The organism is Streptomyces sp. NPDC002817 (assembly GCF_053592055.1).
In genome coordinates this window covers 23,724-48,297 of the sequence record NZ_JBSFUY010000006.1, presented here as the reverse complement: position 1 = coordinate 48,297, position 24,574 = coordinate 23,724, and the positions used below count along the sequence as shown (strand labels likewise).

General features: G+C 70.6%; 26 protein-coding genes. 14 read left to right on the top strand and 12 right to left on the bottom strand.

Annotated elements, in window-relative coordinates; genetic code table 11:
• Positions 1–5 precede the first annotated feature (5 nt).
• Positions 6–689, top strand: a complete 684-nt coding sequence (locus ACWD3I_RS13660) for a pyridoxamine 5'-phosphate oxidase family protein (RefSeq protein ID WP_365407678.1) — start codon at positions 6–8, stop codon at positions 687–689.
• Positions 689–1,321, top strand: a complete 633-nt coding sequence (locus tag ACWD3I_RS13655; protein WP_365407681.1) for an FMN-binding negative transcriptional regulator — start codon at positions 689–691, stop codon at positions 1,319–1,321. Before ACWD3I_RS13660 ends, ACWD3I_RS13655 begins: the two co-directional genes overlap by 1 nt.
• Before the next feature lie 39 nt (positions 1,322–1,360).
• On the opposite strand, the gene ACWD3I_RS13650 is transcribed toward ACWD3I_RS13655, so the two are convergent.
• From ACWD3I_RS13650 to ACWD3I_RS13640, 3 genes are all read right to left on the bottom strand, one after another.
• Positions 1,361–2,296: a DMT family transporter gene (locus ACWD3I_RS13650; protein ID WP_365407684.1), complete on the bottom strand. Its 936-nt coding sequence runs from the start codon at positions 2,294–2,296 to the stop codon at positions 1,361–1,363.
• 173 nt (positions 2,297–2,469) lie between these two features.
• The gene (locus tag ACWD3I_RS13645; protein ID WP_365407687.1) at positions 2,470–3,474 is read right to left on the bottom strand and encodes an EamA family transporter; all 1,005 of its coding nucleotides are present in this window, start codon (positions 3,472–3,474) and stop codon (positions 2,470–2,472) included.
• 140 nt (positions 3,475–3,614) lie between these two features.
• Complete coding sequence (locus ACWD3I_RS13640; protein ID WP_365407690.1) at positions 3,615–4,145, bottom strand: Clp protease N-terminal domain-containing protein; 531 nt, start codon at positions 4,143–4,145, stop codon at positions 3,615–3,617.
• A gap of 198 nt (positions 4,146–4,343) precedes the next feature.
• Here ACWD3I_RS13640 and ACWD3I_RS13635 point away from each other — a divergent pair, with 198 nt between their 5' ends.
• Both ACWD3I_RS13635 and ACWD3I_RS13630 read left to right on the top strand, forming a co-directional pair.
• Positions 4,344–4,532, top strand: coding sequence for a hypothetical protein (locus ACWD3I_RS13635; protein ID WP_266833647.1), 189 nt, complete (start codon positions 4,344–4,346; stop codon positions 4,530–4,532).
• 114 nt (positions 4,533–4,646) lie between these two features.
• On the top strand, positions 4,647–5,075 hold the full coding sequence (locus ACWD3I_RS13630) for a type II toxin-antitoxin system Rv0910 family toxin (protein WP_365407693.1): 429 nt from the start codon (positions 4,647–4,649) through the stop codon (positions 5,073–5,075).
• Positions 5,076–5,150: 75 nt separating this feature from the next.
• On the opposite strand, the gene ACWD3I_RS13625 is transcribed toward ACWD3I_RS13630, so the two are convergent.
• On the bottom strand, positions 5,151–5,777 hold the full coding sequence (locus ACWD3I_RS13625) for a PadR family transcriptional regulator (protein ID WP_095046469.1): 627 nt from the start codon (positions 5,775–5,777) through the stop codon (positions 5,151–5,153).
• 215 nt (positions 5,778–5,992) lie between these two features.
• Between ACWD3I_RS13625 and ACWD3I_RS13620 the strand changes: the two genes are divergently transcribed.
• The 3 genes from ACWD3I_RS13620 to ACWD3I_RS13610 all read left to right on the top strand — a co-directional run bounded on the left by ACWD3I_RS13620 (position 5,993) and on the right by ACWD3I_RS13610 (position 9,070).
• Positions 5,993–7,120 carry an ABC transporter substrate-binding protein gene (locus ACWD3I_RS13620; protein ID WP_365407695.1) on the top strand — a complete coding sequence of 376 codons (1,128 nt, stop codon included), beginning with the start codon at positions 5,993–5,995 and terminating at the stop codon, positions 7,118–7,120.
• A 100-nt stretch (positions 7,121–7,220) separates the two neighbouring features.
• Positions 7,221–8,441 (top strand): sensor histidine kinase, encoded by a 1,221-nt coding sequence (locus ACWD3I_RS13615; RefSeq protein WP_365407698.1) that lies wholly within the window; start codon positions 7,221–7,223, stop codon positions 8,439–8,441.
• Positions 8,438–9,070: a response regulator transcription factor gene (locus ACWD3I_RS13610; RefSeq protein ID WP_451084088.1), complete on the top strand. Its 633-nt coding sequence runs from the start codon at positions 8,438–8,440 to the stop codon at positions 9,068–9,070. Before ACWD3I_RS13615 ends, ACWD3I_RS13610 begins: the two co-directional genes overlap by 4 nt.
• 28 nt (positions 9,071–9,098) lie before the next feature.
• Here ACWD3I_RS13610 and ACWD3I_RS13605 read toward each other — a convergent pair whose 3' ends face one another.
• Positions 9,099–10,727, bottom strand: a complete 1,629-nt coding sequence (locus ACWD3I_RS13605) for a thiamine pyrophosphate-binding protein (RefSeq protein WP_365408636.1) — start codon at positions 10,725–10,727, stop codon at positions 9,099–9,101.
• The gene (locus tag ACWD3I_RS13600; RefSeq protein ID WP_365408633.1) at positions 10,724–11,509 is read right to left on the bottom strand and encodes a cyclase family protein; all 786 of its coding nucleotides are present in this window, start codon (positions 11,507–11,509) and stop codon (positions 10,724–10,726) included. Before ACWD3I_RS13600 ends, ACWD3I_RS13605 begins: the two co-directional genes overlap by 4 nt.
• 80 nt (positions 11,510–11,589) lie before the next feature.
• On the opposite strand from ACWD3I_RS13600, the gene ACWD3I_RS13595 reads away from it, so the two are divergent.
• Together ACWD3I_RS13595 and ACWD3I_RS13590 are read left to right on the top strand one after the other, a co-directional pair.
• On the top strand, positions 11,590–12,009 hold the full coding sequence (locus ACWD3I_RS13595; protein ID WP_365408630.1) for a hypothetical protein: 420 nt from the start codon (positions 11,590–11,592) through the stop codon (positions 12,007–12,009).
• Between the two features lie 50 nt (positions 12,010–12,059).
• On the top strand, positions 12,060–12,869 hold the full coding sequence (locus ACWD3I_RS13590; RefSeq protein WP_365408627.1) for a PhzF family phenazine biosynthesis protein: 810 nt from the start codon (positions 12,060–12,062) through the stop codon (positions 12,867–12,869).
• A gap of 23 nt (positions 12,870–12,892) precedes the next feature.
• On the opposite strand, the gene ACWD3I_RS13585 is transcribed toward ACWD3I_RS13590, so the two are convergent.
• Positions 12,893–13,693, bottom strand: coding sequence for a CPBP family intramembrane glutamic endopeptidase (locus tag ACWD3I_RS13585; protein WP_365408624.1), 801 nt, complete (start codon positions 13,691–13,693; stop codon positions 12,893–12,895).
• A gap of 187 nt (positions 13,694–13,880) precedes the next feature.
• Here ACWD3I_RS13585 and ACWD3I_RS13580 point away from each other — a divergent pair, with 187 nt between their 5' ends.
• Positions 13,881–15,653, top strand: a complete 1,773-nt coding sequence (locus ACWD3I_RS13580; RefSeq protein WP_365408621.1) for a substrate-binding and VWA domain-containing protein — start codon at positions 13,881–13,883, stop codon at positions 15,651–15,653.
• A 47-nt stretch (positions 15,654–15,700) separates the two neighbouring features.
• On the opposite strand, the gene ACWD3I_RS13575 is transcribed toward ACWD3I_RS13580, so the two are convergent.
• Positions 15,701–17,221 carry a glutamate-cysteine ligase family protein gene (locus ACWD3I_RS13575; protein WP_365408618.1) on the bottom strand — a complete coding sequence of 507 codons (1,521 nt, stop codon included), beginning with the start codon at positions 17,219–17,221 and terminating at the stop codon, positions 15,701–15,703.
• Positions 17,222–17,347: 126 nt separating this feature from the next.
• Here ACWD3I_RS13575 and ACWD3I_RS13570 point away from each other — a divergent pair, with 126 nt between their 5' ends.
• The 4 genes from ACWD3I_RS13570 (at position 17,348) to ACWD3I_RS13555 (ending at position 20,098) form a co-directional block, all read left to right on the top strand.
• The gene (locus ACWD3I_RS13570) at positions 17,348–17,566 is read left to right on the top strand and encodes a hypothetical protein (RefSeq protein ID WP_365408615.1); all 219 of its coding nucleotides are present in this window, start codon (positions 17,348–17,350) and stop codon (positions 17,564–17,566) included.
• Positions 17,567–17,770: 204 nt separating this feature from the next.
• Positions 17,771–18,355: a hypothetical protein gene (locus ACWD3I_RS13565; RefSeq protein WP_361547331.1), complete on the top strand. Its 585-nt coding sequence runs from the start codon at positions 17,771–17,773 to the stop codon at positions 18,353–18,355.
• 279 nt (positions 18,356–18,634) lie between these two features.
• Complete coding sequence (locus tag ACWD3I_RS13560) at positions 18,635–18,841, top strand: DUF5999 family protein (RefSeq protein WP_365408612.1); 207 nt, start codon at positions 18,635–18,637, stop codon at positions 18,839–18,841.
• Positions 18,842–19,051: 210 nt separating this feature from the next.
• Positions 19,052–20,098, top strand: coding sequence for a LacI family DNA-binding transcriptional regulator (locus ACWD3I_RS13555; RefSeq protein ID WP_365408609.1), 1,047 nt, complete (start codon positions 19,052–19,054; stop codon positions 20,096–20,098).
• Positions 20,099–20,197: 99 nt separating this feature from the next.
• On the opposite strand, the gene ACWD3I_RS13550 is transcribed toward ACWD3I_RS13555, so the two are convergent.
• Genes ACWD3I_RS13550 through ACWD3I_RS13535 form a run of 4 tightly spaced genes read right to left on the bottom strand, consistent with a single transcriptional unit; the run spans position 20,198 to position 24,415 of the window.
• Complete coding sequence (locus ACWD3I_RS13550) at positions 20,198–21,244, bottom strand: endo-1,4-beta-xylanase (protein ID WP_365408606.1); 1,047 nt, start codon at positions 21,242–21,244, stop codon at positions 20,198–20,200.
• Positions 21,245–21,290: 46 nt separating this feature from the next.
• The gene (locus tag ACWD3I_RS13545; protein WP_365408603.1) at positions 21,291–22,118 is read right to left on the bottom strand and encodes a carbohydrate ABC transporter permease; all 828 of its coding nucleotides are present in this window, start codon (positions 22,116–22,118) and stop codon (positions 21,291–21,293) included.
• Positions 22,115–23,113: a carbohydrate ABC transporter permease gene (locus tag ACWD3I_RS13540; protein WP_365408600.1), complete on the bottom strand. Its 999-nt coding sequence runs from the start codon at positions 23,111–23,113 to the stop codon at positions 22,115–22,117. Before ACWD3I_RS13540 ends, ACWD3I_RS13545 begins: the two co-directional genes overlap by 4 nt.
• A gap of 6 nt (positions 23,114–23,119) precedes the next feature.
• Positions 23,120–24,415: an extracellular solute-binding protein gene (locus tag ACWD3I_RS13535; protein ID WP_365408597.1), complete on the bottom strand. Its 1,296-nt coding sequence runs from the start codon at positions 24,413–24,415 to the stop codon at positions 23,120–23,122.
• Between the last annotated feature and the right edge of the window lie 159 nt (positions 24,416–24,574).

Genomic DNA, 24,574 nt, shown 5'->3' with positions numbered 1-24,574 from the left:
GAGTCATGCAGGGGACCCAGCAGCCGACGTCTCAGCCGACCGCCTACCCGGCGACCGACCGCACGGTCCCCACCCGCTCGGCGGACCGGGCGTCGTACGACAGGGAGGTCGTGCACGCGATACTCGACGAGGCCTGCGTCTGCCATCTCGGCTTCGTCCGGGACGGCGCGCCGGTCGTGCTGCCCACGCTCTTCGGCCGGATCGGCGAACGGCTCTATGTGCACGGCTCGACGGGCTCGCGTCCGCTGCGGATGACCGGCCAGGCCGACCCGGGGCTGCCGGTGTGCCTGACGGTGACCCATGTCGACGCGCTGATCCTGGCCCGCTCGGGCTTCCACCACTCGATGAACTACCGCTCCGTGGTGGTGCACGGCACCGCGTACGACGTGACGGACCCGCAGGAGAAGCTCCTCGCCCTGGACGCGCTCGTCGACCAGGTCGTGGCCGGCCGCTCCAAGGACTCGCGGCCCGCCAACAAGAAGGAGCTGGCCGCCACCGCCGTGATCCGGCTCGACCTGGACGAGGTCTCCGCGAAGATCCGCACCGGTGGCGTGAACGACGAGCCCGAGGACCTCGACCTCCCGCACTGGGCCGGAGTGGTCCCGCTGCGCAAGGGCTACGAGACCCCGGTCGCCGACCCGCTCCTGGCCCCCGGGACCGAACTGCCCGACTATCTCGGGGCTCTGTGATGCTGATCCACCCCTGGGACGCGCCCCACGACGACGCCGAATGGCAACAGTGGCTGGCCGTGCACGACTTCGGCACGCTGGTCGTCAACGGCCTGGACGGCGAGCCGCCGTACGCCCAGCCGCTGCACTTCACGTACGACGCCCCGGGCGGAGTGGTCCTGACACATCTGGCCCGGCCGAACCCGGTGTGGGCCGCGCTGCTTGCGGACCCGGAGGTCGTGCTGAGCGTGGTCGACGACTACGTGTACGTCCCCGGCCCCTGGCAGGCGCCCCCGGACAGCCCACCCGAACACGGCACACCGACCAGCTTCTACGCGGCGGTCCAACTCCGTTGCCGGGCCCATGTCGTGGACGACCCGGCGGAGAAGGCCGCGCTGCTCAACCGCCAGGTCGGCCACTTCCAGCCGGAAGGCGGCTCCGCCGAGGTGGCGGTCGGCGAGGCGCCGTACGGCCGACTGCTCTCCGGTCTGCGAGGTGTGCGGCTCGAAGTCACCGGTGTACGCGCGAAGTTCAAGTACGCGAACCATCGGACGCCGGAGGTGCAGGACCGGATCGTGGAGAGGCTGACGGAACGGTCAGCGCCGGGTGACGCGGCGGCGCGCGAGCATCTGTTGCGCCGCCGCGGAGCCTGAGCGAAGGGGCCCTCACCACAAGGCGAGGGCCCCTCGGCGTCAGACCACCGGCCGTTGCGCTCCGCGCGCCTCCGCCCATGCGAGCCCCGTGACAGCCCCGAGCATGAGCAGAGTGCCGGCGAGGGTCGGCGTCGTCAGCCGCTCGCCGAGCAGGACGACGGCTAGCACCGCCGCGCCTACCGGCTCGAGCAGCATGATCACGGACACGGTGGCCGACCGTACGGCGGCCGCGCCCGCGAAGTAGAGGCCGTATGCGAGGGCCGTGGGGACGGCCGCGAGGTAGACCAGCAGCACGAGCAGCGGGCCGGGCCGCGCGGTGTGCGGTACCAGGCCCTCGGCCAGGGCGAACGGCAGCAGCAGCACGCTGGTGACGGCGAACGCCCCGAAGGACGTACTGGCGGCGTCCGCTCCGCCGTCACGACCCCAGCGGCGCGTGAGCAGCGTCATCGACGCCCCTCCGGCCGCCGACACCAGCCCGAGCAGAACGCCCGACGGACGGAGGGTCGAACCCTCGCCGCCGAGCGTCAGCACCCCGAGACCGGCGAGCGCGCCGGCGACGGCGACGGCCCCGCCGCGCCCGAGCCGCTCCCCCAGGGTCAGTCGTGCGCCGAGCGCGACGAAGACGGGACCCGCGCCGAGCGTGACGACCGTGGCCACGGCGAGTCCGGTGGATTCCACCGCCGCGAAATAGCCGGTCTGGAACACGGCGAGCCCAAGACCCGTGGCACCCGCCCGCAGTCCCTTGCGACGGAACGGCTCCCGTACGGCGGTCCGGCGCCGCGGGCGCACCAGGCGTACGGCGGTGAGCAGTACGAGCCCGGAAGCGCAGCGCCAGAAGGAAAGGGCGACCGGTCCCAGGTCGCTGACCCCGTAGGCCAGCGCGGCGACCGCGCCCGCGGTGCCCCAGGCGGCACCGGCGATGATCAGATAGAGAAGGCCTCGCCCGATGGGCAGGCCGGAAGCAGCATTCGACACTTGTCGTCTCCGCAGACATGGAGAAGTGAGGAACCCGGCTCAGCGGGATCCGTGGACTTCGTCCGCGGGCAGCACCGTTGCGCCCGGCGCACAGCCGGGCGTGATCTCCGGAGGGCCCGCCTCAGGCGGCGGGCGGCGCGAGGATGACGCGGTGGGAATGCATGATCGGCAGCCTAGGAGGCGCTCGACCGGGCCGACAACTCCCTTTCCGGGCCGCCGCTCGCCACCGGCTCAGGGGCGGGGTGCGCGGGGGCCGAGGACTGCGCGATGAAGGCGCCGGCCAGCACGACCGCGCCGCCGATGATCTGCGGGGCGGACAGGTGCTCGCCGAGCAGGACCCAGGCCAGGACGGTCGCGATGACCGCTTCGAGGCAGGCGACGACTCCGGCGACCTGCGGGGAGAGGCGACGTACGGAGACCACGCCGGTGACGTAGGCGACGACCGTGGCGACGAGGACGATCCAGGACAGCAGCAGGGCGGCGGCGACCGGGGTGCCGTTCATGTCCCCGGTGCCGCCGAGGACGGACCAGTCCATCGTCCAGGGGCGGGCGACGACGGTGAGCACGACGGCGCCGACGAGGAGGCCGTACGCGATGACGCCGAGCGGATCGGGGGCGTCGGTACCGGAGTCGCTGCCCTGGTCGGACAGGACGAAGTAGCCGACCTGGCAACAGGCGGCACCCAGCGCCAGGAGCAGGCCCACGGCATCGAAGCTCAGCCCCGACCAGACCTCCACGACACAGGCGAGCCCGCCGACCGCGAGGACCACCCCGAGCGCGGCGGCCCGCGTGACCGGTCGCCGCTGCACGAAGCGGACCCAGCCGAGGACGAGGGCGGGGGCGAGGTACTCGACGAGCAGCGCGACGCCGACGGGTATGCGGGAGATCGAGGCGAAGTAGAACGCCTGGACCCCGGCCACGCCCAGCAGTCCGAACCCGGCGAGCAGCGCGGGGCGACTGCGCAGCAGGGCACGGTGCCGGACGGCGAGCGGCAGCATCACGAGCGCCGCGCCGGTCACGCGCAGCCACACCACATGAAGCGGGTCGAGTCCCGCCTCGATCAGCGGCTTGGCCGCGACACCGGATCCTCCGAAGGCGACCGCCGACGCGAGCGCGAGCCCGAGCCCGACGCCCTTTCCGCGGTTGCCGCCCCTGCTGTCAGTCGTATGCACCGACACATGATGACAGGCGATGACAGGAGCGTCATCCCCGATGACACCTGTCTCAGCGGCTGGACCGGCGCAGCAGAGGCAAAGGGGTGGCCCATGAGTGGGACAAGGGGGCGCCCGCGGGCAGACCAGGGGGTGCCGCGTCGAGCTCAGGAAGCGCTCTGCGCCCGGCTCTCGATCCGGCCCGGCACCGCGCCCGCGTCGATGCCCGCGCGGGTGAGGACCTCGACAGCGCGGGCCTGCGGGTCGACGAGGAGGGCCGCCAGCAGGTCCATCCCGTTCGCGCGGTCGGCGCCGCGGTGGACGGCGCGCTCACCGGCGTACTCCATCGCGCCCGCGGCCAGCGGCGAGAGGCCTTCCGCCTCGGTCACCACGGGGACCGCGCCGGAGTCCTCGACGCTGCCCTGCCAGCGCAGTCCGTAGCCGATGCTGCGCTGCACGAGATAGCCGAGCAGCCGTGCGAGCTGCGGGCCGTCCTCGAAGACGGCGCGCACCTCGGGGTCGTACTCCAGGAGCGAGTGCAGCAGATGGGCCGTGTCGATCTGCCGGTCCCCGTCCCGGACCGATCGGCGGCGCGCTCCGGAGACCACCGTCGCCAGCTCTTCGCCGAGCCTGGCATCGATGTCCGCGCGGTTGCTGCCCGGCTCGTTCACGGATTGCCGGGGGATACGGGGTGGCACATCCCCCACCTCATCAGCCACGCCGACCCGGGTCATCCCCGAAGGGAACCATCTTCGCGTCCCACACAGAGTGGACCCCGGTGGCCGGAATCTCCTCCTTACGGATGAGATCAGGCCGTTCACCCCGCGGCGGCGCGTGCCTCCTTGCCCCGCGCCCCGCACGCAACCACTGTGCTCCCTCGTTCGTCCAACACGGACATGGAGAGCAGGTACTGGCTGGTGGCTCTGCCGGCCATCGACGGCAGGCAGTACGTGTACCGGGTGTACGCCCCGGAGGACGCGCTGCTCGCCGACCTGTTCTGGGAGGCGTGGCACTGCCACGACGAGAGCGCCTTCCCGCGGGCGTGGGACCTGTTCGACGCGGCGGTGATACGGCTCGTGGCCTGAGCGGCACCCCCGGTCCGGGGTCTCCACACTTTCTGACGGTTCATCAGCATTGAATGTTTCAGGCCCTGCGGCTACGTTCCGCGACACCGTAGCCCGAGTCGAAGGGGTGGTCGCATGGCCGAAGTCAGCGCGGAGGCACGCATCGAGGCACCGGCCGAGAAGGTGTGGGCACAGCTCACGGACTGGCCCGCGTACGGGCAGTGGAACGCCACCCACACCAGCTTCCCGCAGGGCGGCCCCACGGCCCTCGAGGTGGGCGCCACGTTCCAGGAGAACATGAAGTTGATGGGCTTCCCGGCCGAGGTCGAGTGGACCATCGAGGAACTGGAGCCGGCCCGGGTGCTGGCCATCCGCGGCAAGGGCCCGATGGCGGTGACCGTCGCCAACCGCTACACCCTCACCCCGGACGGCGACGCGACGACGGTCCGTATCGACGGCGAGTTCACGGGCGCCGCGGTCGCGCTGATGGCGGGCAAGCTCAAGGACTCGGCGACCGCCGCGCTCAACGAGTCGTTGCGCAAGCTGGCCGGGCTGGTGACCTGACGGCAGCCCGGCAGCGGACACGAAGGCGCCCCGCGGATCGCTCCGCGGGGCGCCTTTTTCACGGCTCCGTGACCGTCAGTCCTCGTCGGCGAGGATCAGGTACAGCTTCTTGCGGGCATCGGTGATGACCGCGAGGGCCTTCTCGCGCTGCTCCTTGCTGCCGGTCTTCCAGACCTGGCCGAAAGCCTCCATCAGCCCGAAGCCGGCCTGGCGGATCTCGTTCAGCGCCTCGAAGTCGACGCCGCGGGAGGCTTCCTCCCAGGGCGCGTCCGGGCCTTCCTCGGCCGCGGTGCGGCCCGCCTCGGTGAGCGCGAACAGCTTCTTGCCGCCCTCGCTCTCGCTGGCGATCAGACCCTCGTCCTCCAGCAGCTGGAGGGTGGGGTACACCGAACCCGGGCTGGGCTTCCACGCCCCGCCGCTGCGTTCGGCGATCTCCTGGATCATCTCGTACCCGTGCATGGGCCGGTCCCTGAGCAGGGCCAGGATCGACGCACGTACATCGCCGCGCCGCGCCCTCCCCCTCGGTCCGCCACGCCCTCGAGGCCCCCAGGGGCCCGGGCCGCCGAAGCCCGGTCCGCCGAAACCACCGGGGCCGCCACCCGGCCCGAAGGGGCCGAAGGCACCACGCCGTCCGTCGAAGCCGCCTCGGCCGCCGCGGGGGCCGGGTCCACCGTGTCCACGTTCGAATCCATGGGAACGCATCGCAATCACTCCATCCATCGTTGATCTGTCGCGATGCGTCAACGATATATCGGAATAGTTCGCAAGGCAAGCCTCTACCGAAAGGCCTGGTCAATCGTTCGGTTGAACCGCGGATACCACTCCGGCGCGCCCATCGCTCCGCCCGGCGGACGCGAACACCCACCGGGAACGAGCAAGCTGCGTACCTCACCCCCCAGCAGAGAGGCCCCCGCAGCATGTCCAGCTTCCCCAGCAGACGACGTGTCCTCGCCACCGGCGCCGGTGCGGCCATCGGTATCGGTGCGCTCGGCGCCAACCCGGCCCAGGCCGCCCCCACCGCGCGTACCACCGGATCCGAGGAGACCAGGACCCTCGACGAGCTCTACAAGGCGGCCCTCGCGGAGGGCGGGAAGCTCGTCCTCTACGCCGGCGGAGACACCCCGACCCAGCAGGACTTCACCAAGGCCGCGTTCCTCAAGCGCTTCCCGGACATCGACCTGACCCTGGTCGTGGACTACAGCAAGTACCACGACGTCCGCGTCGACAACCAGTTCGCGACCGACACCCTCGTCCCCGACGTCGTACAACTGCAGACCCTCCAGGACTTCACGCGCTGGAAGGAGCAGGGCAGGCTCCTGCGCTACAAGCCCGCCGGGTTCTCCAAGGTGTACGACAGGTTCAAGGACCCGCACGGCGCCTGGGTCGCCATCGGGGCGATCGGCTTCAGCTTCATGTACGACACCTCGGCGGTCGGCTCGGACGCCCCGCGTACCCCACTGGACCTGGTCGACCCGAAGTGGAAGGGCAGGATCGCCTCCTCCTACCCGCACGACGACGACGCGGTCCTCTACCTCTACTCGCTCTACGCCCAGAAGTACGGCTGGGAGTGGGTGGCCAAGCTCGCCGCCCAGGACGTGCGCTTCGCGCGGGGCAGCAACTCCCCCGGCGACGCGGTCCGCGCCGGCACCCACGCGATCGGTGTCGGCGGATCGGGCGCCCCCCTCGCCACCGGGCCCGTGAAGTGGGTCGTCCCGGACAGCGCCCCGTTCATGGCGTGGGGCCAGCGCGCGGCGATCCTGAAGCAGGCCGCGAACCCGACCGCGGCCAAGCTGTACCTCAACTGGCAGCTGTCGCTCGCCACCCAGCAGGGGTCCTTCAACGGCTGGTCCGTGCGTACCGACGTCACTCCCCCGGCAGGCCTCAAGCCGGTCTGGGAGTACCCCAACGCGCACCTCGACGGCTTCCCCCGCTTCATGGCCGACCGTGCCGCGATCGAGCGCTGGAAGCAGACCTTCGCCCTGTACTTCGGCGAGGTGAAGGGCGACCCCACGCCCGGCTGGCCGGGACTGCACCCCGGCGCGTAGGGGCGGACAGCGCGCCCCGGCTCTTCACATCGGTCATACAGCCCCCGGATAGACTCGGACGCCCTGTCCAAGTGGATCAGTGAGTCCAAGGGGATCTGCCGTGACCGACCGCGCTCCCGTCCGCGGCACCCGACACGCCCTGGAACACGCCCCGCACTTCGTGTTCTTCCTGGTCGTCGGCGCCGCCGCCGTGCGGCTCGTCGATCTCAACAGCCCGCTGTGCTGGCACATGGTCAGCCTCAGCGGGCTGCTGGCCGTGGTGTACGGGGCGGGTCTGGGCCTGTGGAGCCGGCTCGGCGCCGCCCTCCGGCTCGCCTGGATCACGACGCTGATCGGTCTCTGGAGCTTCCTCGTGTTCCTCGCCGAGGCGCCGGTGACCTGGGCGTACGCCTGGTGCGGCGTACCGCTGGCGTGCGCGGCCCTGCGGGCTCTGGGGAAGCGGGCGGCGCTGGTCGCGGTGGCCGCGATCTCCGTCGTACTGGGCTGGCGGCTGGTCGGCTCGACCGGCCGGCTCGACCTGGAGATGGCACTGATCCCGGTCGCGGCGGTCTGGGGCACCGTGGCCCTCTACCGGACGCAGCAGCGGGACGCCGCCGAACGCCAGCGCCTCCTCGACGAGTTGCGGAGCACCCGCGACATCCTCGCCGGACAACAGCGCGAGGCCGGCGTACTGGCCGAACGCACCCGGATCGCCCGCGACCTGCACGACACACTGGCCCAGGAACTCGCGGGCAGCCTGATGCTGCTCCAGTCGGCCGAGCGGGACTGGGACCGGCGGCCGGACGCTGCCCGTACCCGGGTGCGCGCGGTGGCCGACGGCCTGGACGGCAATCTCGCCGAGACCCGCCGGATCATCCACGACCTCACACCGTCCGCCGTCGCCGAGGAGGGGCTCGAGGGCTCGCTGCGGCTGCTGTGCGTCCAGGCGGAGCAGGGGTCGGCCGCCCAGGTGCGATTCCGGTCCGCGGGCGAGTCCCGTCCCGTCCTGGACGAGCAGGCGGCCGCCGCCCTGTTCCGGGTCGCGCAGGGCACGCTGGCCAATGTCCGCGAGCACGCCCGCGCGGTGAACGTCCTGGTCACTCTTCACCACGAGGCGGACCGGATCGAACTCGACGTACAGGACGACGGAGTGGGCTTCGACCCGGCGGGCGCCGGGGCTCTCGCCCGGCCGACCCGCGGTTTCGGCCTGCCCGCCGCGCGCGCCCGGCTCCTCGAGTGCGGCGGCGACCTGCGGGTCACCAGCGCGCCCGGCCGGGGCACCCGGGTCCGGGCCGTGCTGCCTGCGGCGGCTCCCCGTCTGACCTCGGCGACCGCCGGATGACCGTACGGCTGGTGATCGCGGACGACCACGCCGTCGTACGCGCCGGGCTACGGGCCCTGTTGGAGGGGGAACCGGATCTCGAGGTCATCGCGGAGGCGGGCAGCGGCGAGGAAGCCGTACGGCTCGCCGCGGAGCTGAAGCCGGACGTCGTGCTGATGGACCTCCGGTTCGCCGGTTGCGCCGTCGACGGCATCGAGGCGGTCCGCCGGTTGACCGTCGAGGCCCCGGCCGTGCCCGCGCTGATGCTGACGAGCTTCTCCGGGCGGACCGACGTCGTGCGGGCGCTGGAGGCGGGCGCCCGGGGATATGTACTGAAGGCCGGGCCGCCCGAGGAGCTCTTCCGGGCGGTCCGTGGCGCCGCCGCCGGCGCCCTGGCCCTCGCCCCCGAGGTCGTCGGCGAACTCGTCGGCCAGGTGGTCAGCCCCGACGTGGATCTGACCGGGCGCGAGGTCGAGGTCGTACGGCTGGCGGCGGAGGGTCTGAGCAACCGGGCCATCGCCCAGGCCCTGTTCCTCAGCGAGGCGACCGTCAAGACCCACCTGGTGCGCGTCTACCGCAAGCTGAAGGTGGAGAACCGCGCGGCCGCCGTGACGGAGGCCGCGCGCCGGGGACTCATCCAGCTCGACTGACAGCCCGACCGAACAACGCGGCCGACCCTCAGTGCCCTCGGAAGGCCTCCTCCAGCCACCAGGCCCCGTGCTCCCCCGCCACCTTGGCGTCGACCAGCAGCGGCACCGACCGTGGCCCCGCCACCCAGTCCTCGACCGCCTTGAGATCGGCGCGCGTCCGCACGGTCACCGCTTCGAAGCCGTAGCCGCGGGCGATGGCGGCGATGTCGGTCGGCGGGAAGGTGACCGTGTCGAGCGGGAAGCCGTCGGGCCCGAAGTGGTGCACCTCCGCCCCGTAGCCCTCGTCGTTGTGGACGACCACCACCATCGGCAGCCCCAGCCTGCGTACGGTGTCCAGCTCGGCCGCGCCCATCAGCGCGCCGCCGTCGCCGAGCACGGCCACCGGCAGCCGGTCGGGCCGGGCCAGGGCCGCGCCGATCGTGGTCGCCAGACCCAGGCCGATCGACTGGAAAGCCTGGGTGAAGCAGAAGCCGTCCTGGTCGGGCACCGACAGATAGGCGCTCGGGTAGCCCATGAAGTTCCCGGAGTCCACGCCGACGACCCGCTCCGCCGGGAGGATGTCGTCCAGCGCGATGCTCAGCGTCCTCGGGTCGATACGGTCCCGGGTGCTCTCGTCCTCGTACGGCACGTCCCGTCGGCGCACCCCCACGCCGATGGCCGCTCCGCGGTACCCCTCCCGCCGTGCGCCGCCCGCGTCGAGTGCGCGCCGGGCGGTGCGGGCCACGTCACCGACGACACCGAGGTGGACCTCCCGGTGGGCGCCGAGGGCCGACGCGTCGTCGTCGACCTGGACGACGGTGGCGTCCGGACCGATGAGGCGGCCGTGCCGCATGGTCCACATGTTCAAAGCGCAGCCCCAGCCGACGATCAGGTCGGCGCCCTGGATCAGTTCGGCCGTCAGGTCGGACGCGAAGCCGCCGGAGATGCCGAGCGACCAGGGGTCGCCGTGGAACAGACCGTGGGCCACGGCCGAGGTGGCGAGCAGCGCGCCGTGGTGGTCGGCGAGCGCGGTGAGGGCGTCGCGGCCGCCGGGTGAGCGGGCGCCCCGGCCGGCCACGAAGACGGGGCGGCGGGCGCGTTCGAGGGCGGCCACCAGGGCCGCCACATCGGACTGGGTCGGCTCGACGGCGGCCCGCGCGGGTGGCGGGGCGGCGGCGATGGCGGCGGTGTCGGGCAGGTCCAGGGCCTGCACGTCCAGGGGGAGGTTGAGCAGTACGGTACGGCGCTCGTGCAGGGCGCGTCGTACGGCGTCGCAGGCCTGCTCGACCGCGGAGTGCGGGGAGGTCACGCGCTCGGTGACCGCGCCGACGGCCTGGGCCAACGCCTCCTGGTCGACGTGGAAGTTGGAGGTGGGCCGGGTCGCCTCGGCCGCGAGCACGAGAAGGGGCGTGCGGCTCTTGGCGGCTTCGGCGATGCCGGTCAGGGCGTTGGTCAGCCCGGGCCCCTGGTGCACGCTCAGCGCGGCGACCCTCCCGGTCATCCGCGTGTAGGCGTCGGCCATGGTGGCCGCTCCGCCCTCGTGGCGGGCGGCGACGTAGCGGGCCCCGGTGGCCACCATGGCGTTGGTGAGGTGGAAGTTGCCGGAGCCGACCACGCCGAACACATGGTCCACGCCGGCCGCGGTCAGGGCCCGGCCGACGGCTTCGGCGACCTTCATGACCGCTCCACCAGGGCGAGGACGCGGGCGGGTGAGCCGGAGCCCTTGAGGATCGGAAGCGGACCGGCGATGACGACGGCACCGGTGGCGGGCAGTTCCGCGAGGTTCTGGAGCTGGGTCAGGCCGTACTTGTCGTTGCCCATCAGGTAGGAGTGGCACGGGAAGGCCGGGTCGAAGGAGTGGGCGCCTCCGGCGTCGGTGCCGACCGTCTCGGTGCCGAGGCCGATCACCGGCGACTCCTCGGCGACCCAGCGGGCGCACTCCGGGGACAGGCCCGGGGTGTGCGGGCCGTTCTCGTCAGCGTTGAGGAACTCCTCCTGCGAGTGCGAGCGCGCGTCCCAGCCGGTGCGCAGCAGCAGCCACCCGCCCTCGGGCAACGGGCCGTTCTCGGCCTCCCAGGCCTTGATGTGGTCCACCTCGACGAGGAAGTCGGGGTCCTTGGCGGCCAGGGCGGAGAAGTCCATCACGGCGGCGGGAGCGATCAGCCGGCTCACCGGTACGGAGGCCACGTCCGCGAGGTCCTTGCCGGTCACCCAGTGGTTGGGCGCGTCGAAGTGCGTACCGGTGTGCTCACCCGTGCGGAAGTTGTTCCAGTACCAGGCCGGCCCCCGGTCGTCGTAACGGCTGATCTCCTCCAACTCGAACACCTGCGTCTGCCCGAACCCCTCCGGCAACCGGATCACCGGCGTCTCCGACGACAGCGTCGACGTGAGGTCGACGACCTCGATCGCGCCACTCCGCAGCCCGGACAACAGCGCGGCGAGAACGGACGGCTTGGTCATGGTGACCTCCTGAACTGGTCTGAGCACGGGACGCGTTGACGACGTTGCACCATCTCCGGGGGCGCGTCCAGACTCGGTCCGTGGGGGACGACGACGGTGCGCGGGTGCTGCGCGAGCAGTGGGACTGGCTGGTGCGGGTCGCGAGAAGCGACGACGACGCCGTGCGGAGCGGGCCGTCCTGGGTACCGCCGCTCGCGGAGGAACTCGTGCTCGCCGCCCGCGAGAGCCCGTTGCGCCGGTGGTATCCGTACATCAGCCACAACTACCTGCGCTTCGAGGACGGACTGCCCTACTGGGAGCCGGGCGGAGGACTCGGCCGTGAAGTACCGGGGAGCATCTCCTACGACACGAACGGGCCCGGGGGGAGTGCCGTCTTCCGGGTCTGGCGCGGGCGGCTCCTGCGTACCCCGGATCCCGTGCTCGTGCTCACCACGCCGGATGCCACGACAGCCGTCGGGGCGCTGGTGCGGGTGCTGGCCGTCCCCAAATCGGTCCAGTGACCCGGAATTGGCCTTGGCCTGCGACTTCGGGTCGGCCTAGCGTCGGTGTCATGCGTATTCGAATCGTCGACGCCTTCACCGACCGGCCCTTCGCCGGCAACCCGGCCGGGGTCCTGCTGCTGGACGCCTTCCCGGACGACAACCGGCTGCAGAACATCGCCGTCGAGGTCAATCACGCCGAGACGGCGTTCGCCCACCGTCTTCCCGAGGGCGGCGAGGCCGACTGGGCGCTGCGGTGGTTCACGCCGGCCGCCGAGGTCAACATGTGCGGGCACGCGACGCTGGCCACGGCCCATGTGCTGCACACCACCGGTGCCCACGAGGGGCCGGTGCGGTTCGCCACGCGGAGCGGTGTGCTGATCGCGACGCCCGGTGCGGACGGGTCGATCACTCTGGACTTCCCGACCGCGCCGCTGACCCCGGTCGAGCCCCCGGAGGGGGTCGCGACGGCCCTCGGCGCCGAGCCGCTCATCGCCTTCGACACCGGTCCGAACGTCGGCGACCTCCTCGTCGAGCTCGCCGACGAGAAGACCGTCCACGCCCTCACCCCCGACCACAAGGCCCTCGGCGCCTACTCGGAGCGCGGCATCATCGCCACCGCCCGCGCCGAGAACCCGGCGCTCGGCTACGACTTCGTCTCCCGCTGCTTCTTCCCCAACGTCGGCATCGACGAGGACCCGGTCACCGGCAGCGCTCACACGGCCCTCGCGCCCTTCTGGTCCGAGCGCCTGGGCCGTACCGAACTCACCGGTCTGCAGGCCTCGCCCCGCTCCGGCCGCGTCCGCACCCGGCTGGCCGGCGACCGCACGCTCCTCACCGGCCGGGCGGTCACGACGATCGAGGGCGACCTGCTCGTCTGACCCCCGACGCGGGCTGCCGGCGGCTACGCCGTCGGCAACCAGTCCACCTTCCCGGCCAGCAGCGCGTAGCCGACGAACGCCCCGATGTCGAGCAGCGAATGCGCCACCACCAGGGGCCCCACCCGCCCCCACCGGCGGTAGAGGTAGACGAACACCACGCCCATCACCATGTTGCCGATGAAGCCACCGATGCCCTGATAGAGGTGGTACGAGCCGCGCAGTACGGAACTGGCCATCAGCGCGGACCCGGGCGTCCAGCCCAACTGGCCCAGCCGACGCAGCAGATACCCGACGACGATGACCTCTTCGAGGATCGCGTTCTGCATCGCGGACATGATCAGCACCGGGTACTTCCACCACACCTCGGGCAGCGCCTCCGGAACCACCGTGAGGTTGAACCCCAGCCCGCGTGCGGCCAGGTAGAAGGCGATTCCGGTGCTGCCGATCACCGCCGCGACCGCCGCCCCGCGGCCGAGGTCGGGCCACGGCCTGGTGCGGTCGAAGCCGAGGGTGCGCAGGCTCCCGCCCTCGCGCAGCAGGAAGTGCGCGACGAGCAGGACGGGCACGAGGGACGAGGCGATCCCGAAGAGCTGCCAGGACAGATCGAGCCAGGGGCGGCCCGGCGCGGCCGAGGCGTTGAGGGTGGCCGCCTGGTCCTTGAGGCCGCCCGGTTTGGTGACCGATCCGACAAAGCTGATCAGGGCGGACACTCCGCTCGCACCGAGCGAAAGCCCCAGAACGAGCAGCGTCTCATCCCGGAAGATCCGCCGCGAAGGCCCCTCCTCTGGAAAAGAATCGGCCACGCGGCCCGCCTCTCCCTGCACACCTGACTCCAATTCAGTAATCCCGTCCCATCCCCATCGCCGCCCCGCTAAGGTCTCGAAAGAAGTTGCGAAGATCGTGCGCGACTGGCCGTTGGGGGACGGACACCGTACGGGGCTGACCTCCCCTTTGCATGCCATACGGCCGTGAGACCGGCAGAAGGTGACAACAGGGAGGGGCACCACAGTCATGGGACGTCACAGCTTGCCCGATCAGTATGGGGCGGGCGGCAGCGACCCCCGCCCACGCACCCGCCGCCGTTCGGTGGCCATCGCGACCGTGCTCGTCCTGACCGTCGCGGGCGGCACCGCGGCCGCCGTCCAGAGCGGACTGCTCTCCTTCGGTTCCTCCTGTCAGGACGACGCGGTGGACCTGAAGCTCGCCGCCTCACCCGACATGACCCCCGCCCTGCGCGCCGCCGCGCAGCGGGCCCGTGACATCAGCCTCACCTCCGACGGGCGCTGCGTCGACGTCGAGGTGACCGCGCACGACTCGTACAAGCTCACGGACACACTGCTGGCCGGCAGGCAGACCGACGTCCAGGTGTGGGTACCGGACTCGGAGCTGTGGGTCCAGCGGATCGCCGCGGACACCAAGGCGACGGAGGTGACCCCGGTCGGCAGCTTCGCCTCCAGTCCGGTCGGCGTGGCCATGGTCCCGGAGGCCGCCAAGTCGCTGGGGTGGCCGAAGAAGTCGTACAGCTGGATCGAGCTGGTCGGCGCCACGATGCAGGACGACTCCCTCAAGCTCGGCTCGGCCGACCCCTCGCGCAGCGCCACCGGACTGCTCGCCCTCACCCAGCTGGGCACCGGCGCCGCCGAGATCAAGGACGGGGACACCCAGGCCGCGGCCATGATGAAGACCCTGTCGCAGCGCACCTCCGACAGCGACACCCAGGTCCTGGACACGCTGCCGCGCGATGCCTCGGGCACCGAACAGGGCAACCCGAAGCGCAACCAGGCGCTGATCCTCAGCGAGCAGGCGGCGTTCACCTACAACACCGCGGCCGACGGCGAGGGCCTCGACCTCTTCTACCCGAAGGACGGCTCGCCCCGGCTCGACTACCCGTACTCGCTGGTCGACCAGTCGGCGCTGAGCACCGACGAGAGCCGGGCGGCGCTGAAGTTCATGAACTATCTGCGCAAGCCCGAGCAGCGCCGGCTCATGGGGAAGTACGGGTTCCGCACCTCCGTCGACGAGGTCGCGCAGACGCTGGTGACGCGGGCCGGCGGCAGCAAGCCGCAGCCGTACGCGCAGGACCCCCTCAAGCCGGCCTCGGAGGGGGCCCTCCAGGAAGCCCTCGGCACATGGACGATCACGGTGCAGAGCGCGCGGGTCACCACGGTCGTCGACGCGTCCTCCTCCATGTCCGAGCTGGTCCCGGGCACGAACCGGTCACGCATGGACGTGACCAAGGCATCCCTCCTCCAGGCGCTCGCCACGTTCACGCCGGAGGACGAGATCGGTCTGTGGCAGTTCTCCACCAAGCTGGACGGCGACAAGGACTACCGCGTCCTCGTCCCGACCGGACGCCTCGGCGACAACAAGGACGGCGGAACCCAACGGGACAAGCTGTCGGCGGCCTTCAGCGAACTGGCTCCGGTCCCGAACGGCGCGACGGGCCTGTACGACACCACGCTCGCCGCGTACACGGAGGCCACCGCCTCCTACGCCAAGGGCAAGTTCAACGCCCTGGTCGTGCTGACCGACGGCGTCAACCAGGACCCCGGCAGCATCTCCCGCTCCACGCTCATCAGGCGTCTGCAGGAACTCACCGACCCCGACCGCCCGGTCCCGCTGATCATGATCGCCGTCGGCCCCGACGCCGACCGCGAAGAGGCCCAGCAGATAGCGAAGTCCACCGGTGGCACGGGCCAGGAGGTCTCCGACCCGTCCCAGATCCACGAGGTGATCCTCAAGGCGATCGTGGCGGCGGGGGCGGAGGGGAGCGGGCAGGGCTGAGCGGGGCCGTTCAGCCCTGGACTTCCCCGAGCACCTTCCCCGGCCGCTCACCCCAGGGGCACCGGCTCCGGCAACCCCACCGGCCAGGTGTGCACCGGCTCACCGAGGTGCATCAGCTCGGCGTACCGCCGGGTCGTCGCGGCGAGTGCGGCGTCGCGGTCGAGGCCCGACTCCAGGGCCCGGTGGAACGTCGCGGCCTGCCAGGTCGCCCCGTTGGCCCGCCGGCGACACCGCTCGTCGATCACGCCCAGGTACAGGTCCCGGTCCGCGGGTTCGACCCCCCACGCGTCCAGGCCCGCCGACGCGAGCGGCAGCAGTTCGTCGCGCACCAGGGTGACGGCGTCGACCTGGGTCAGCCCGCCGCCGTACCGTCCGCGCCGCGGCCAGTCGAAGCGGGCCTCGATGCCGTGCTTGCAGGCCGCGTCGAAGTTGGCGGCGGCGGCCTCGAAGGGCAGCCGGTTCCACACCGGCCGGGAGTCCTCGGCGAGGGCGCGGACCACGCCGTAGTAGAAGGCGGCGTTGGCGATGACGTCGGTGACGGTGGGCCCCGCGGGCAGGACCCGGTTCTCCACCCGCAGATGCGGGACACCGTCGGCGATGCCGTACACCGGCCGGTTCCAGCGGTACACGGTGCCGTTGTGCAGGACGAGTTCGGCGAGTGAGGGGACGCCCCCCTCGTCCAGGACCCGTAGCGGATCCTCGTCGTCGCAGATCGGCAGCAGGGCCGGGAAGTAGCGCAGGTTCTCCTCGAACAGGTCGTGCGCCGAGGAGATCCACCGTTCCCCGAACCAGGTCCGCGGCCGCACACCCTGCGCCTGGAGCTCGGGCGGCCGGGTGTCGGTGGACTGCTGGAACAGCGGCGGCCGCGACTCCCGCCACAGCTCACGCCCGAACAGGAAGGGGGAGTTGGCTCCTACGGCGATCTGCGCGGCCGCGACGGCCTGCGCCGCGTTCCACACGTCGGCGAAGCGGCCCGGGGTGACCTGGAGATGCAACTGCACGGAGGTGCAGGCGGCTTCCGGGGCTATGGACTTCGAGGTGCAGACGAGATGCTCGACCCCGTCGATGTCCAGGACGAAGTCCTCGCCCCGGGCGGCCACGATCTGTTCGTTGAGCAGTGCGTAACGGTCGACGTCCGAGAGGTTGGAGGAGACCAGGTCGTCCCGGTCGAGCGTCGGCAGAATGCCGATCATCACGATTCCCGCGTCGAGCTCTCCCGCTTTTCGATGGGCATATGCCAGCGAGGTGCGCAGTTCTTCGGCGAGCCGGTCGAATACCCGGCCACCCAAGGGATGTGGGGCTATGTTTACTTCCAGGTTGAACATGGCGAGTTCTGTTTGGAAATCTCGGCTTGCGATACGCTCGAGAACCTGCGCATTCAACATTTTCGGCATACCGTCCGCACCGGCGAGATTCAATTCGATCTCGAGCCCCATGAGGTTCTTCGGGCGATCGAACCGCTTCTCCGCCAGCAGCCGCTCCAGTCCCGTCAGGCACTTGCGGAGCTTGCCGCGGTAGAGCTGCCGATCGGACAGGTCGAACCGACCTGCCGCGACCTTCTCCCCCATCGAGCGTCCCTCCTTGGATGGGCGGACCGAAGATCCGGCCGCCGGTATCGGGTCACGTGGGATGATGCCCAGTGGAGACGATCGATAACGTCCCGCGCGGTCTTGGTGCCCGCTACGCTGTTCGAAGTGACCGGCGGCACATTCACCGGGCATGCGGCACTGTGCAGTTTCGGGTTCCCCGCACGCCTCGTGAAAAACGCCGACGAGAATTGGCCGACCGCGCCCTCGGTATTCATCGAGGTCACCGCCGCATCCTCGCCGAAAAACGGGATGATTCCCACGTATCGCCGACTGAATGGACCCTTGCTGTTCACGTCGGAAACGGGTAGACGAAACACCGTCTGAACACGTGTCGTATAAACTCCGCGAACGAGGCAGAAGGTTGGCGCCGACGGTCTGTTGATCCTGTCGTCGAGGTGACGTACGGCAGGTCTCACGCACATCCCACGCACCCATGACCCGGCCCCGCCTCTCTGACCCCGCGAGCTGACAGCGCCGTCCGCCCACGTCCTCGCGCCACTGTGCCTGTCGAATGAGAGGCGACCCACCATGCCGCTGCATGTCCCCCCGGCTCCCGCGCCCGCACTTCGCTCCGTCCTCACCGCGCTCGGTTCGCCCACCGCCGTCCGCGAGGCCCGGACTCCCTCCCTGCGCACCGCACAGGGACCCGCGACCCCCGAACTCCCCCTGCCCGTACACGTACTTGACGAGATCACCGCCGCGGGCGCCTCCGCCACCCGACTGACCGGGTGGCGTTTCCTGATCCGCTGCCAGGAGCGCGCGGTGGCCGCCGCCGAGACCCGGCTGACCCCGGACGGCTGGGCCTTCTCGCACTTCTTCGAGGGCCCCTACATCGCCTCCACCGAGCGTGCGCTGCGCCAGGCCGAGACCATGCAACAGCCCTATCAGCCGCGCCTGCTGTCGGTCCCGGGCCTCTACATGCTCACTCTCTGGCTGCACGGCGACCTCACGGCGGACGGCGCCACCGGCCACCCCGCCGCCACCGATCTGCTCGTCCCGCTGGCGCCCGCACCGCCCGGTATCGCGGCCCACCGGCCGCACCGCGTCGCCGAACTGCTCCCGGTGCTGACCCACCGGGCGACTCCGGCCCCGCTTCTGGGACAGCTCGCCTGACATCTTCGATTATGGGGCTCGTACGAGCGAAAAGCAGCTCGTACGAGCCCTTTTCGTGCCCGCACCCCGTCCGGACTAGCCCCATCCGACCATCCCGAACCACCCGAAGAGACAGCGGAGTTGGAATGAACCGTCCGCGCGGGTGATGCGTCATGAACCTGTGAGTAGCGGTGCTGCCAAATCCCTGCGGATTGACGCCCGTGGGGCAACACTGGTTCCGACCGACTTATCACAACGGGGGCAGCTATGAAAACCACGACAAAGCGAAAGATCCCACCAATGTGCCAGCACCAGCCGCCGTGTCCGACCGCCGAATCCGCCGACCGGGAGTCCGCCCGCCTCATGGCGCACCACCCGGAGCAGGGATGGAGCCTGCTGTGCAACGGCGTTCTGCAGTTCGAGGACACCGGTGAGCTCCTGCCCGACGGCAAGATCATCGCCCCGCACCGCCCACTGGGCACCGAAAAGGTGATGACCGCCGCCTGAGGCGCTACCGCGCGGTGGGACCGACCGCCCGGTGACTTGAGGGGCCGGCCCGCAGACCTGTGCTGCGAACCGGCCCCGACGCATGTCCGGGGGCGATCACTCCGTGTAGTCCCCCATGCGGAATGCGCTCTTCTCCCTGGCGCACTTCCCATGGGCACCCGTTTTCCGGAAGACTCCTGGAAGTTTCGATCCGTCGACGGAGGTGGGGAGTTGACAGCACACGAGGTCGACACCGAGGGGGCGCCCGAGACCGGGGGCCGGGTCACGATCACCGAGATCGCCCGACAGGCCGGCGTCTCCGTGCCGACCGTCTCCCGGGTCGTCAACGGCCGCTCCGACGTGTCGCCCAGGACCCGGGCCCGCGTGGAGGAACTGCTCCGCCTGCACGGCTACCGCAAGCGCCCGAGCACCTCCGCCAGCGGTGCGGCCCTGCTCGACCTGGTCTTCAACGACCTCGACAGCCCCTGGGCGGTGGAGATCATCCGCGGGGTCGAGGAGGTGGCGCACGCGGCCGGCGTCGGCACCGTGGTCTCGGCGATCCACGGCCGCTCCGGCGACGCCCGCGAGTGGATGCGTAATCTGCGGGCCCGGGCCTCCGACGGCGTCATCCTGGTCACCTCGGTCCTGGAGCCGGTGCTGCACGAGGAGTTGCGCATCCTCGGCGTCCCGCTGGTCGTCGTCGACCCGGCGGGCTCCCCCGCGCTGGACGCCCCCACCATCGGCGCCGCGAACTGGTCGGGCGGCATGGCGGCCACCGAGCATCTGCTGTCGCTGGGCCACCGCAGGATCGGTCTGATCTCGGGCCCGCCCCGGCTGCTGTGCTCCCGGGCCCGCTTCGACGGCTACCGCGCCGCGCTGGAGGGCACGGGGCTCACGGTCGACGACTCCCTCGTCGTCCCCGGCGACTTCCACCCCGAGTCCGGCTTCGAGGGCTGCAACGTGCTGCTGGACCTGGCCGAACCGCCGACGGCGATCTTCGCTGCCAGCGACCAGATGGCGCTCGGCGCGATCGAGGCGCTGCGCAGACGCGGGCTCCGGGTCCCGGAGGACATGAGCCTGGTCGGTTTCGACGACCTTCCGGAAGTCCGCTGGTCCGCCCCGCCGCTCACCACGGTCCGTCAACCGCTCGCCGACATGGGCAAGCTGGCCGTCCGCACGGTGCTCAAGCTGGCCCGCGACGAGCAGCCGGACTCACCGAGGGTGGAGCTCGGCACGGAACTCGTGGTCCGCGCGAGCACCGCGCCCCCGGCACGCTGACCCGGCACCGGCCCGGCGGTGAGCCACACCGCCGGGCCGGGCCGCACCCCGGCGGACTCCCCTCCTTGCCCAGCCGCCGGGCGTCTCACCGCCGTACCGCTACTTCTTGAGCGCCTCCTTGATCGCGAAGTAGGCGGGCTTGGGGCGGAGTTGCTCGTCCCACGGGAGCGCCGCGCCCTGGCCCTCGAAGAACGCCGGGATCCAGGAGTATTTGTCGGTGTAGTCCCAGAGCGTGATGCCGACGCAGCGGCGCACCGCGAGGCAGGCGTCGGTCAGGTCCCGGTACCACTGGGCCTGTGTGGCCAGCTTGGTCTCGTCCGCGGGCAGGATCATCCGGATGTCGACCTCGGTGAGCGCGGTGTCCAGGCCGAGCCTGGCGAAGCGCCGCAGGTTGTCCTCGAGGGTCGTCGGATACCCGTACTGGAGCGCGAGGTGCGCCTGGAGGCCGAAGCCGTGCAGCGGGACGCCCTGCGCCTTCAGCTCCTTGGCCAGCTTGTAGTAGGCGTCGCTCTTGGGGCCGACCGCCTCCACGTTGTAGTCGTTGAGGTAGAGCTTGGCCTTCGGGTCGGCCTGGTGGGCCCAGCGCAGCGCGTCGGCGATGTAACCGGGGCCGAGTGTCTTGTAGAAGATCGTCTCGCGGTAGGTGCCGTCCTCGTTGAAGGCCTCGTTGACGACGTCCCAGGCGTAGATCTTGCCGCGGTAGTGCCGTACCTCGGTCTGGATGTGCTTCTTCAGCACGGCCCGCAGCTCGGTCGCCGTCCACTCTCGGCTGGTCAGCCAGTCGGGCAGCTGGCTGTGCCAGACCAGGGTGTGGCCGCGTACCCGCTGGTGGTTGGCGCGAGCGAGGTTCACGATCTCGTCGCCCTTGGAGAAGTCGAAGACACCCTGCTGGGGCTCGGTGGCGTACCACTTCTGGCCGTTGCCGGGGGTGATCATGTCGAACTCGCTGCCGAGGATCGCCTTGTAGGGCTCGTCGACGAGTTCGGGATTGTCGGTGGCGCTGCCGTAGTAACGGCCGTGCCGCTGGGCGAGGTCGGCGAGTGTGGTCGGCTGGTCGTGCGCCTGGGCGGGTACACCGGCACCTACTCCGGCAGCCATCAGACCGGCGGCGAGGACGCCGACGAGTCTCAGACGGTTCTTGCGCATGGTGCGACTCCTCACGTGCGGGGGTGGGTGAGCCGTACGACCGCCGTCAGCCTTTGGTGGCTCCGGCGGTGAGGCCACCGACGAGCTGGCGCTCGGCGACCGAGTAGAAGGCGAGGGCGGGAACCATCGCGAGGACGAGATAGGCGAAGACACGGGCGTACTCCGCGGAGTACTGGCCCTGGAACTGCTGGACGCCGATGGGCAGCGTCCACCAGGTGTTGTCGGTGAACACCAGCAGCGGCAGCATGAAGTTGTTCCAGCTGGTGACGACGGCGAGCACCGAGACGGTGCCGAGTGCGGGCCGGGCCATGGGCAGCAGCACCCGCCAGAAGAAGCCGAAGGAGCTGCACCCGTCGAGGGTGGCCGCCTCCTCCAGCTCGCCGGGGATCTCCCGGAAGAAGGCGCGCAGGATGATGATGGTCATCGGCAGCCCGAACGCGGCCTGCGGCAGGATCACGCCCAGCGGGTTGTCGAGCAGACCGAGATAGCGCAGCAGCAGGAACAGGGGCAGGGCGGCCACCGCGAAGGGGAACATCAGCCCCATCGTGAAGAAGGTGAACAGCACCTCCCGGCCCCGGAAGGCGAACCGGGCGAAGGAGAAGGCCGCGAGCGCGGACACCGCGACGACGAGCACGGTCGTGGCGACCGCGATCAGCGTGCTGTTGCCGAGCAGCTTCCAGAAGTCGCTTCCGCCGATGATGTCGGTGTAGTTGCTCCCCAGCCAGCGCTTCGGCAGTCCGAAGGGGTTGCTGGAGAGTTCGTCGGTGGACTTGAAGCCGGACAGGACTGCGTACACCAGGGGTACGAGCATGACGACGCCGACGGCGACGAGGATGAGGTGCAAGGGCAACGTGCGGGCGTTCCTGCGGCTCATTTCCCGGCCCCCCTCATCGTGGTGGTGGCCCCTTCGAGGTCGCGGCGGAGCACGAACCGCCGGTAGGCGAGGGCGAAGACGAGGCAGATCCCGAACATCACCACGCTGATCGCGCTGGCGTAGCCGACCTGGTAACGCTTGAAGCCGTACTGGAACATGGTCACGGCCATGGTCTCGGAGTGGTGGTCGGGGCCACCCTGGGTGATCACCCACACCAGGTCGAAGAGCTGGATCGAGCCGATGACGGCCAGGAAGACGCTGATACGGATGGTGGGCGCGAGCAGCGGCAGGGTGACGCTGCGGAAGCGCTGCCAGGCATTGGCGCCGTCGATCAGCGCCGCCTCGGTCAACTCCCGGGGGACGGACTGGAGTCCGGCCAGCAGGAGCATCATGTGGAAGCCGAAGTACTTCCAGGTCATGACGATGAACAGGGTCGCCATCACATAGGACTGGTCGGCGAACCACTCGCCACCGAGGCTGTCGAGGCCGATGCTGCCGAGGAGATGGTCGGCCAGTCCGTCGTCCGGGGCGAACACCATGCTGAAGAGCACGCCGGTGATGGCCTCGGACAGCACGTAGGGCGCGAAGAACAGCATCCGGTAGACGGCCCGGCCGCGCAGCCGCTGGTTGAGCAGGACCGCCATGGCGAGCGCGAACGGCAGCTGGATCGCGAGCGTGAGGGCGACCAGGACGAGGCAGCGCCACAGGTCGCCCAGGAAGACCGGGTTGTCGAAGAGGTCGGTGAAGTTGTCGACACCGACGTAGTCCTCGGGCATCCCGAAGCCGCCCCAGCGGAAGAAGGCGGCGTACAGGGCGAACAGCATCGGCAGCAGCACGAGCCCGGAGAAGAGGACCAGGGCGGGCAGCTGGAAGCCCATCGCGGTGAGCCAGTTGAGGACGCGCCGCCGGGCCCGCCCCCGGGCCCTGACGGTGTCCGGGGGCGGGGTATCGGCGCCGGGGCCGCTCCGCTTGTCTGCGAGGAACGTGGAGGTCATCGCCTGCTACTGCTCTTCCTTCGCGGTCTTCGTGATCGACTGGGCGACCTGTTCGGGGGACTTGGAACCGGCGATGAGCGCGGCCACGCTGTCGTTGACCTCCTGGCCGACGGCGGGGGCGTACGCCTGGTCGAGGTAGAGCTGGAAGCCGGTGGCGGCGTTCAGCTGCGTCTGTACGGCCTTGATGTTGGGGTCGGCGATGGCGCTCTCGGCGCCGGGGACCACCGGGAGGGTGCCGGTCTTCTTGACCAGTTCCAGGTCGGTGGCCTCGGAGGCGAAGAACTTCAGGAAGTCGACGGCCGCCTGCGGGGCGCCCCGGCGCAGGGCGTGCCCACCGCCGCCGCCGAACACCTCGGTGATGGTGCCCTTGCCGCCCTCGACCGCGGGGAACGGGAAGAAGCCCAGGTCCTTCCCGAGGCCCTTGCCGGAGTCGGCCTGTACGTTCGGGGCCCACTGACCCATGAGCTCCATGGCCGCCTTGCCGTTGCCGACGGTGGCCGCCTGGCCGGTCGGGGTGGAGTAGGCGGCGTTGAGGTAGCCCTTCTGGAACGGCTCGAGATCGACGAGGGTCTTGAGGTGGGCACCCGCCTGGATGAACTCGGCGCCGGTGAAGTCCTTGTCGTCATAGGCCTTCTGCAGGGCGCTCGCGCCGGCGGTGCGCATCGCGAGGTAGGCCCAGTAGTACATGCCGGGCCACTTCTCCTTGCCCGCGAGGGCGATGGGGGTGATGTTCTTCGACTTCAGCTTGCTGACGGCTTCGAGGAACGCGCCCCAGGTGGTGGGGGGTTCGCTGATGCCAGCCTGCTTGAAGAGCGCCTTGTTGTACCAGAAGCCGATCATGCCGATGTCGAACGGGATGCCGTACACCTTGTCGTCGAGGAGGTAGGCCTCCTTCGACACCTTCAGCAGGCCGTCGGCCCACGGCTTCGTCCGGTCGCTGAGGTCCTCGACGAGACCCGCGTCGACCTGCTGCTTGAGGACGCCGCCGCCCCAGGTGTGGAAGATGTCGGGGAGCTTCCCGGAGGCGATCAGTGCCGTCATCTTCGACTTGTAGGCGTCGTTCTCCAACTGCACGATCTTCAGCTTGACCTTGGGGTTCTGGGCCTCGAACTTCTTGGCGAGGGCCGCCCAGACGCTCTTGGCCGGCTCGGTGGTGGAGATGTTCCACCATTCGATGGTGGTCGTCCCGTCGGACGACCCCTCATCATCCGAGTCACCGCAGCCACTCAGTGCGGTCATGCCCAGACCGGCCGCGGCGGACGCCGAAAGGAAGCCGCGGCGGGACAGTGCCGGGTCGCCCATGGTGTGCTCCTTGGGTACGGGACGGGGCGTCTACGCCCGTCCACTGGACCGAAAGTTTCGGAGTTGATCCAGAAAGGTTCGTTGATGCCGCACCCTAGAGACAGCTGCCAAACGGTGGCAACCCCTTGTACGCGGTGAATCTGCGGCCGACTTCCCCGA

Bases quoted from the DNA above. Each gene is read 5' to 3' on its own strand.
- ACWD3I_RS13660 (WP_365407678.1), top strand. From the start codon at position 6: ATGCAGGGGACCCAGCAGCCGACGTCTCAGCCGACCGCCTACCCGGCG.
- ACWD3I_RS13655 (WP_365407681.1), top strand. From the start codon at position 689: ATGCTGATCCACCCCTGGGACGCGCCCCACGACGACGCCGAATGGCAA.
- ACWD3I_RS13635 (WP_266833647.1), top strand. From the start codon at position 4,344: ATGGAGAGCAGGTACTGGCTGGTGGCTCTGCCGGCCATCGACGGCAGG.
- ACWD3I_RS13630 (WP_365407693.1), top strand. From the start codon at position 4,647: ATGGCCGAAGTCAGCGCGGAGGCACGCATCGAGGCACCGGCCGAGAAG.
- ACWD3I_RS13625 (WP_095046469.1), bottom strand. From the start codon at position 5,777: ATGCGTTCCCATGGATTCGAACGTGGACACGGTGGACCCGGCCCCCGC.
- ACWD3I_RS13620 (WP_365407695.1), top strand. From the start codon at position 5,993: ATGTCCAGCTTCCCCAGCAGACGACGTGTCCTCGCCACCGGCGCCGGT.
- ACWD3I_RS13610 (WP_451084088.1), top strand. From the start codon at position 8,438: ATGACCGTACGGCTGGTGATCGCGGACGACCACGCCGTCGTACGCGCC.
- ACWD3I_RS13605 (WP_365408636.1), bottom strand. From the start codon at position 10,727: ATGAAGGTCGCCGAAGCCGTCGGCCGGGCCCTGACCGCGGCCGGCGTG.
- ACWD3I_RS13600 (WP_365408633.1), bottom strand. From the start codon at position 11,509: ATGACCAAGCCGTCCGTTCTCGCCGCGCTGTTGTCCGGGCTGCGGAGT.
- ACWD3I_RS13590 (WP_365408627.1), top strand. From the start codon at position 12,060: ATGCGTATTCGAATCGTCGACGCCTTCACCGACCGGCCCTTCGCCGGC.
- ACWD3I_RS13580 (WP_365408621.1), top strand. From the start codon at position 13,881: ATGGGACGTCACAGCTTGCCCGATCAGTATGGGGCGGGCGGCAGCGAC.
- ACWD3I_RS13575 (WP_365408618.1), bottom strand. From the start codon at position 17,221: ATGGGGGAGAAGGTCGCGGCAGGTCGGTTCGACCTGTCCGATCGGCAG.
- ACWD3I_RS13565 (WP_361547331.1), top strand. From the start codon at position 17,771: ATGCCGCTGCATGTCCCCCCGGCTCCCGCGCCCGCACTTCGCTCCGTC.
- ACWD3I_RS13560 (WP_365408612.1), top strand. From the start codon at position 18,635: ATGTGCCAGCACCAGCCGCCGTGTCCGACCGCCGAATCCGCCGACCGG.
- ACWD3I_RS13550 (WP_365408606.1), bottom strand. From the start codon at position 21,244: ATGCGCAAGAACCGTCTGAGACTCGTCGGCGTCCTCGCCGCCGGTCTG.
- ACWD3I_RS13545 (WP_365408603.1), bottom strand. From the start codon at position 22,118: ATGAGCCGCAGGAACGCCCGCACGTTGCCCTTGCACCTCATCCTCGTC.
- ACWD3I_RS13540 (WP_365408600.1), bottom strand. From the start codon at position 23,113: ATGACCTCCACGTTCCTCGCAGACAAGCGGAGCGGCCCCGGCGCCGAT.
- ACWD3I_RS13535 (WP_365408597.1), bottom strand. From the start codon at position 24,415: ATGGGCGACCCGGCACTGTCCCGCCGCGGCTTCCTTTCGGCGTCCGCC.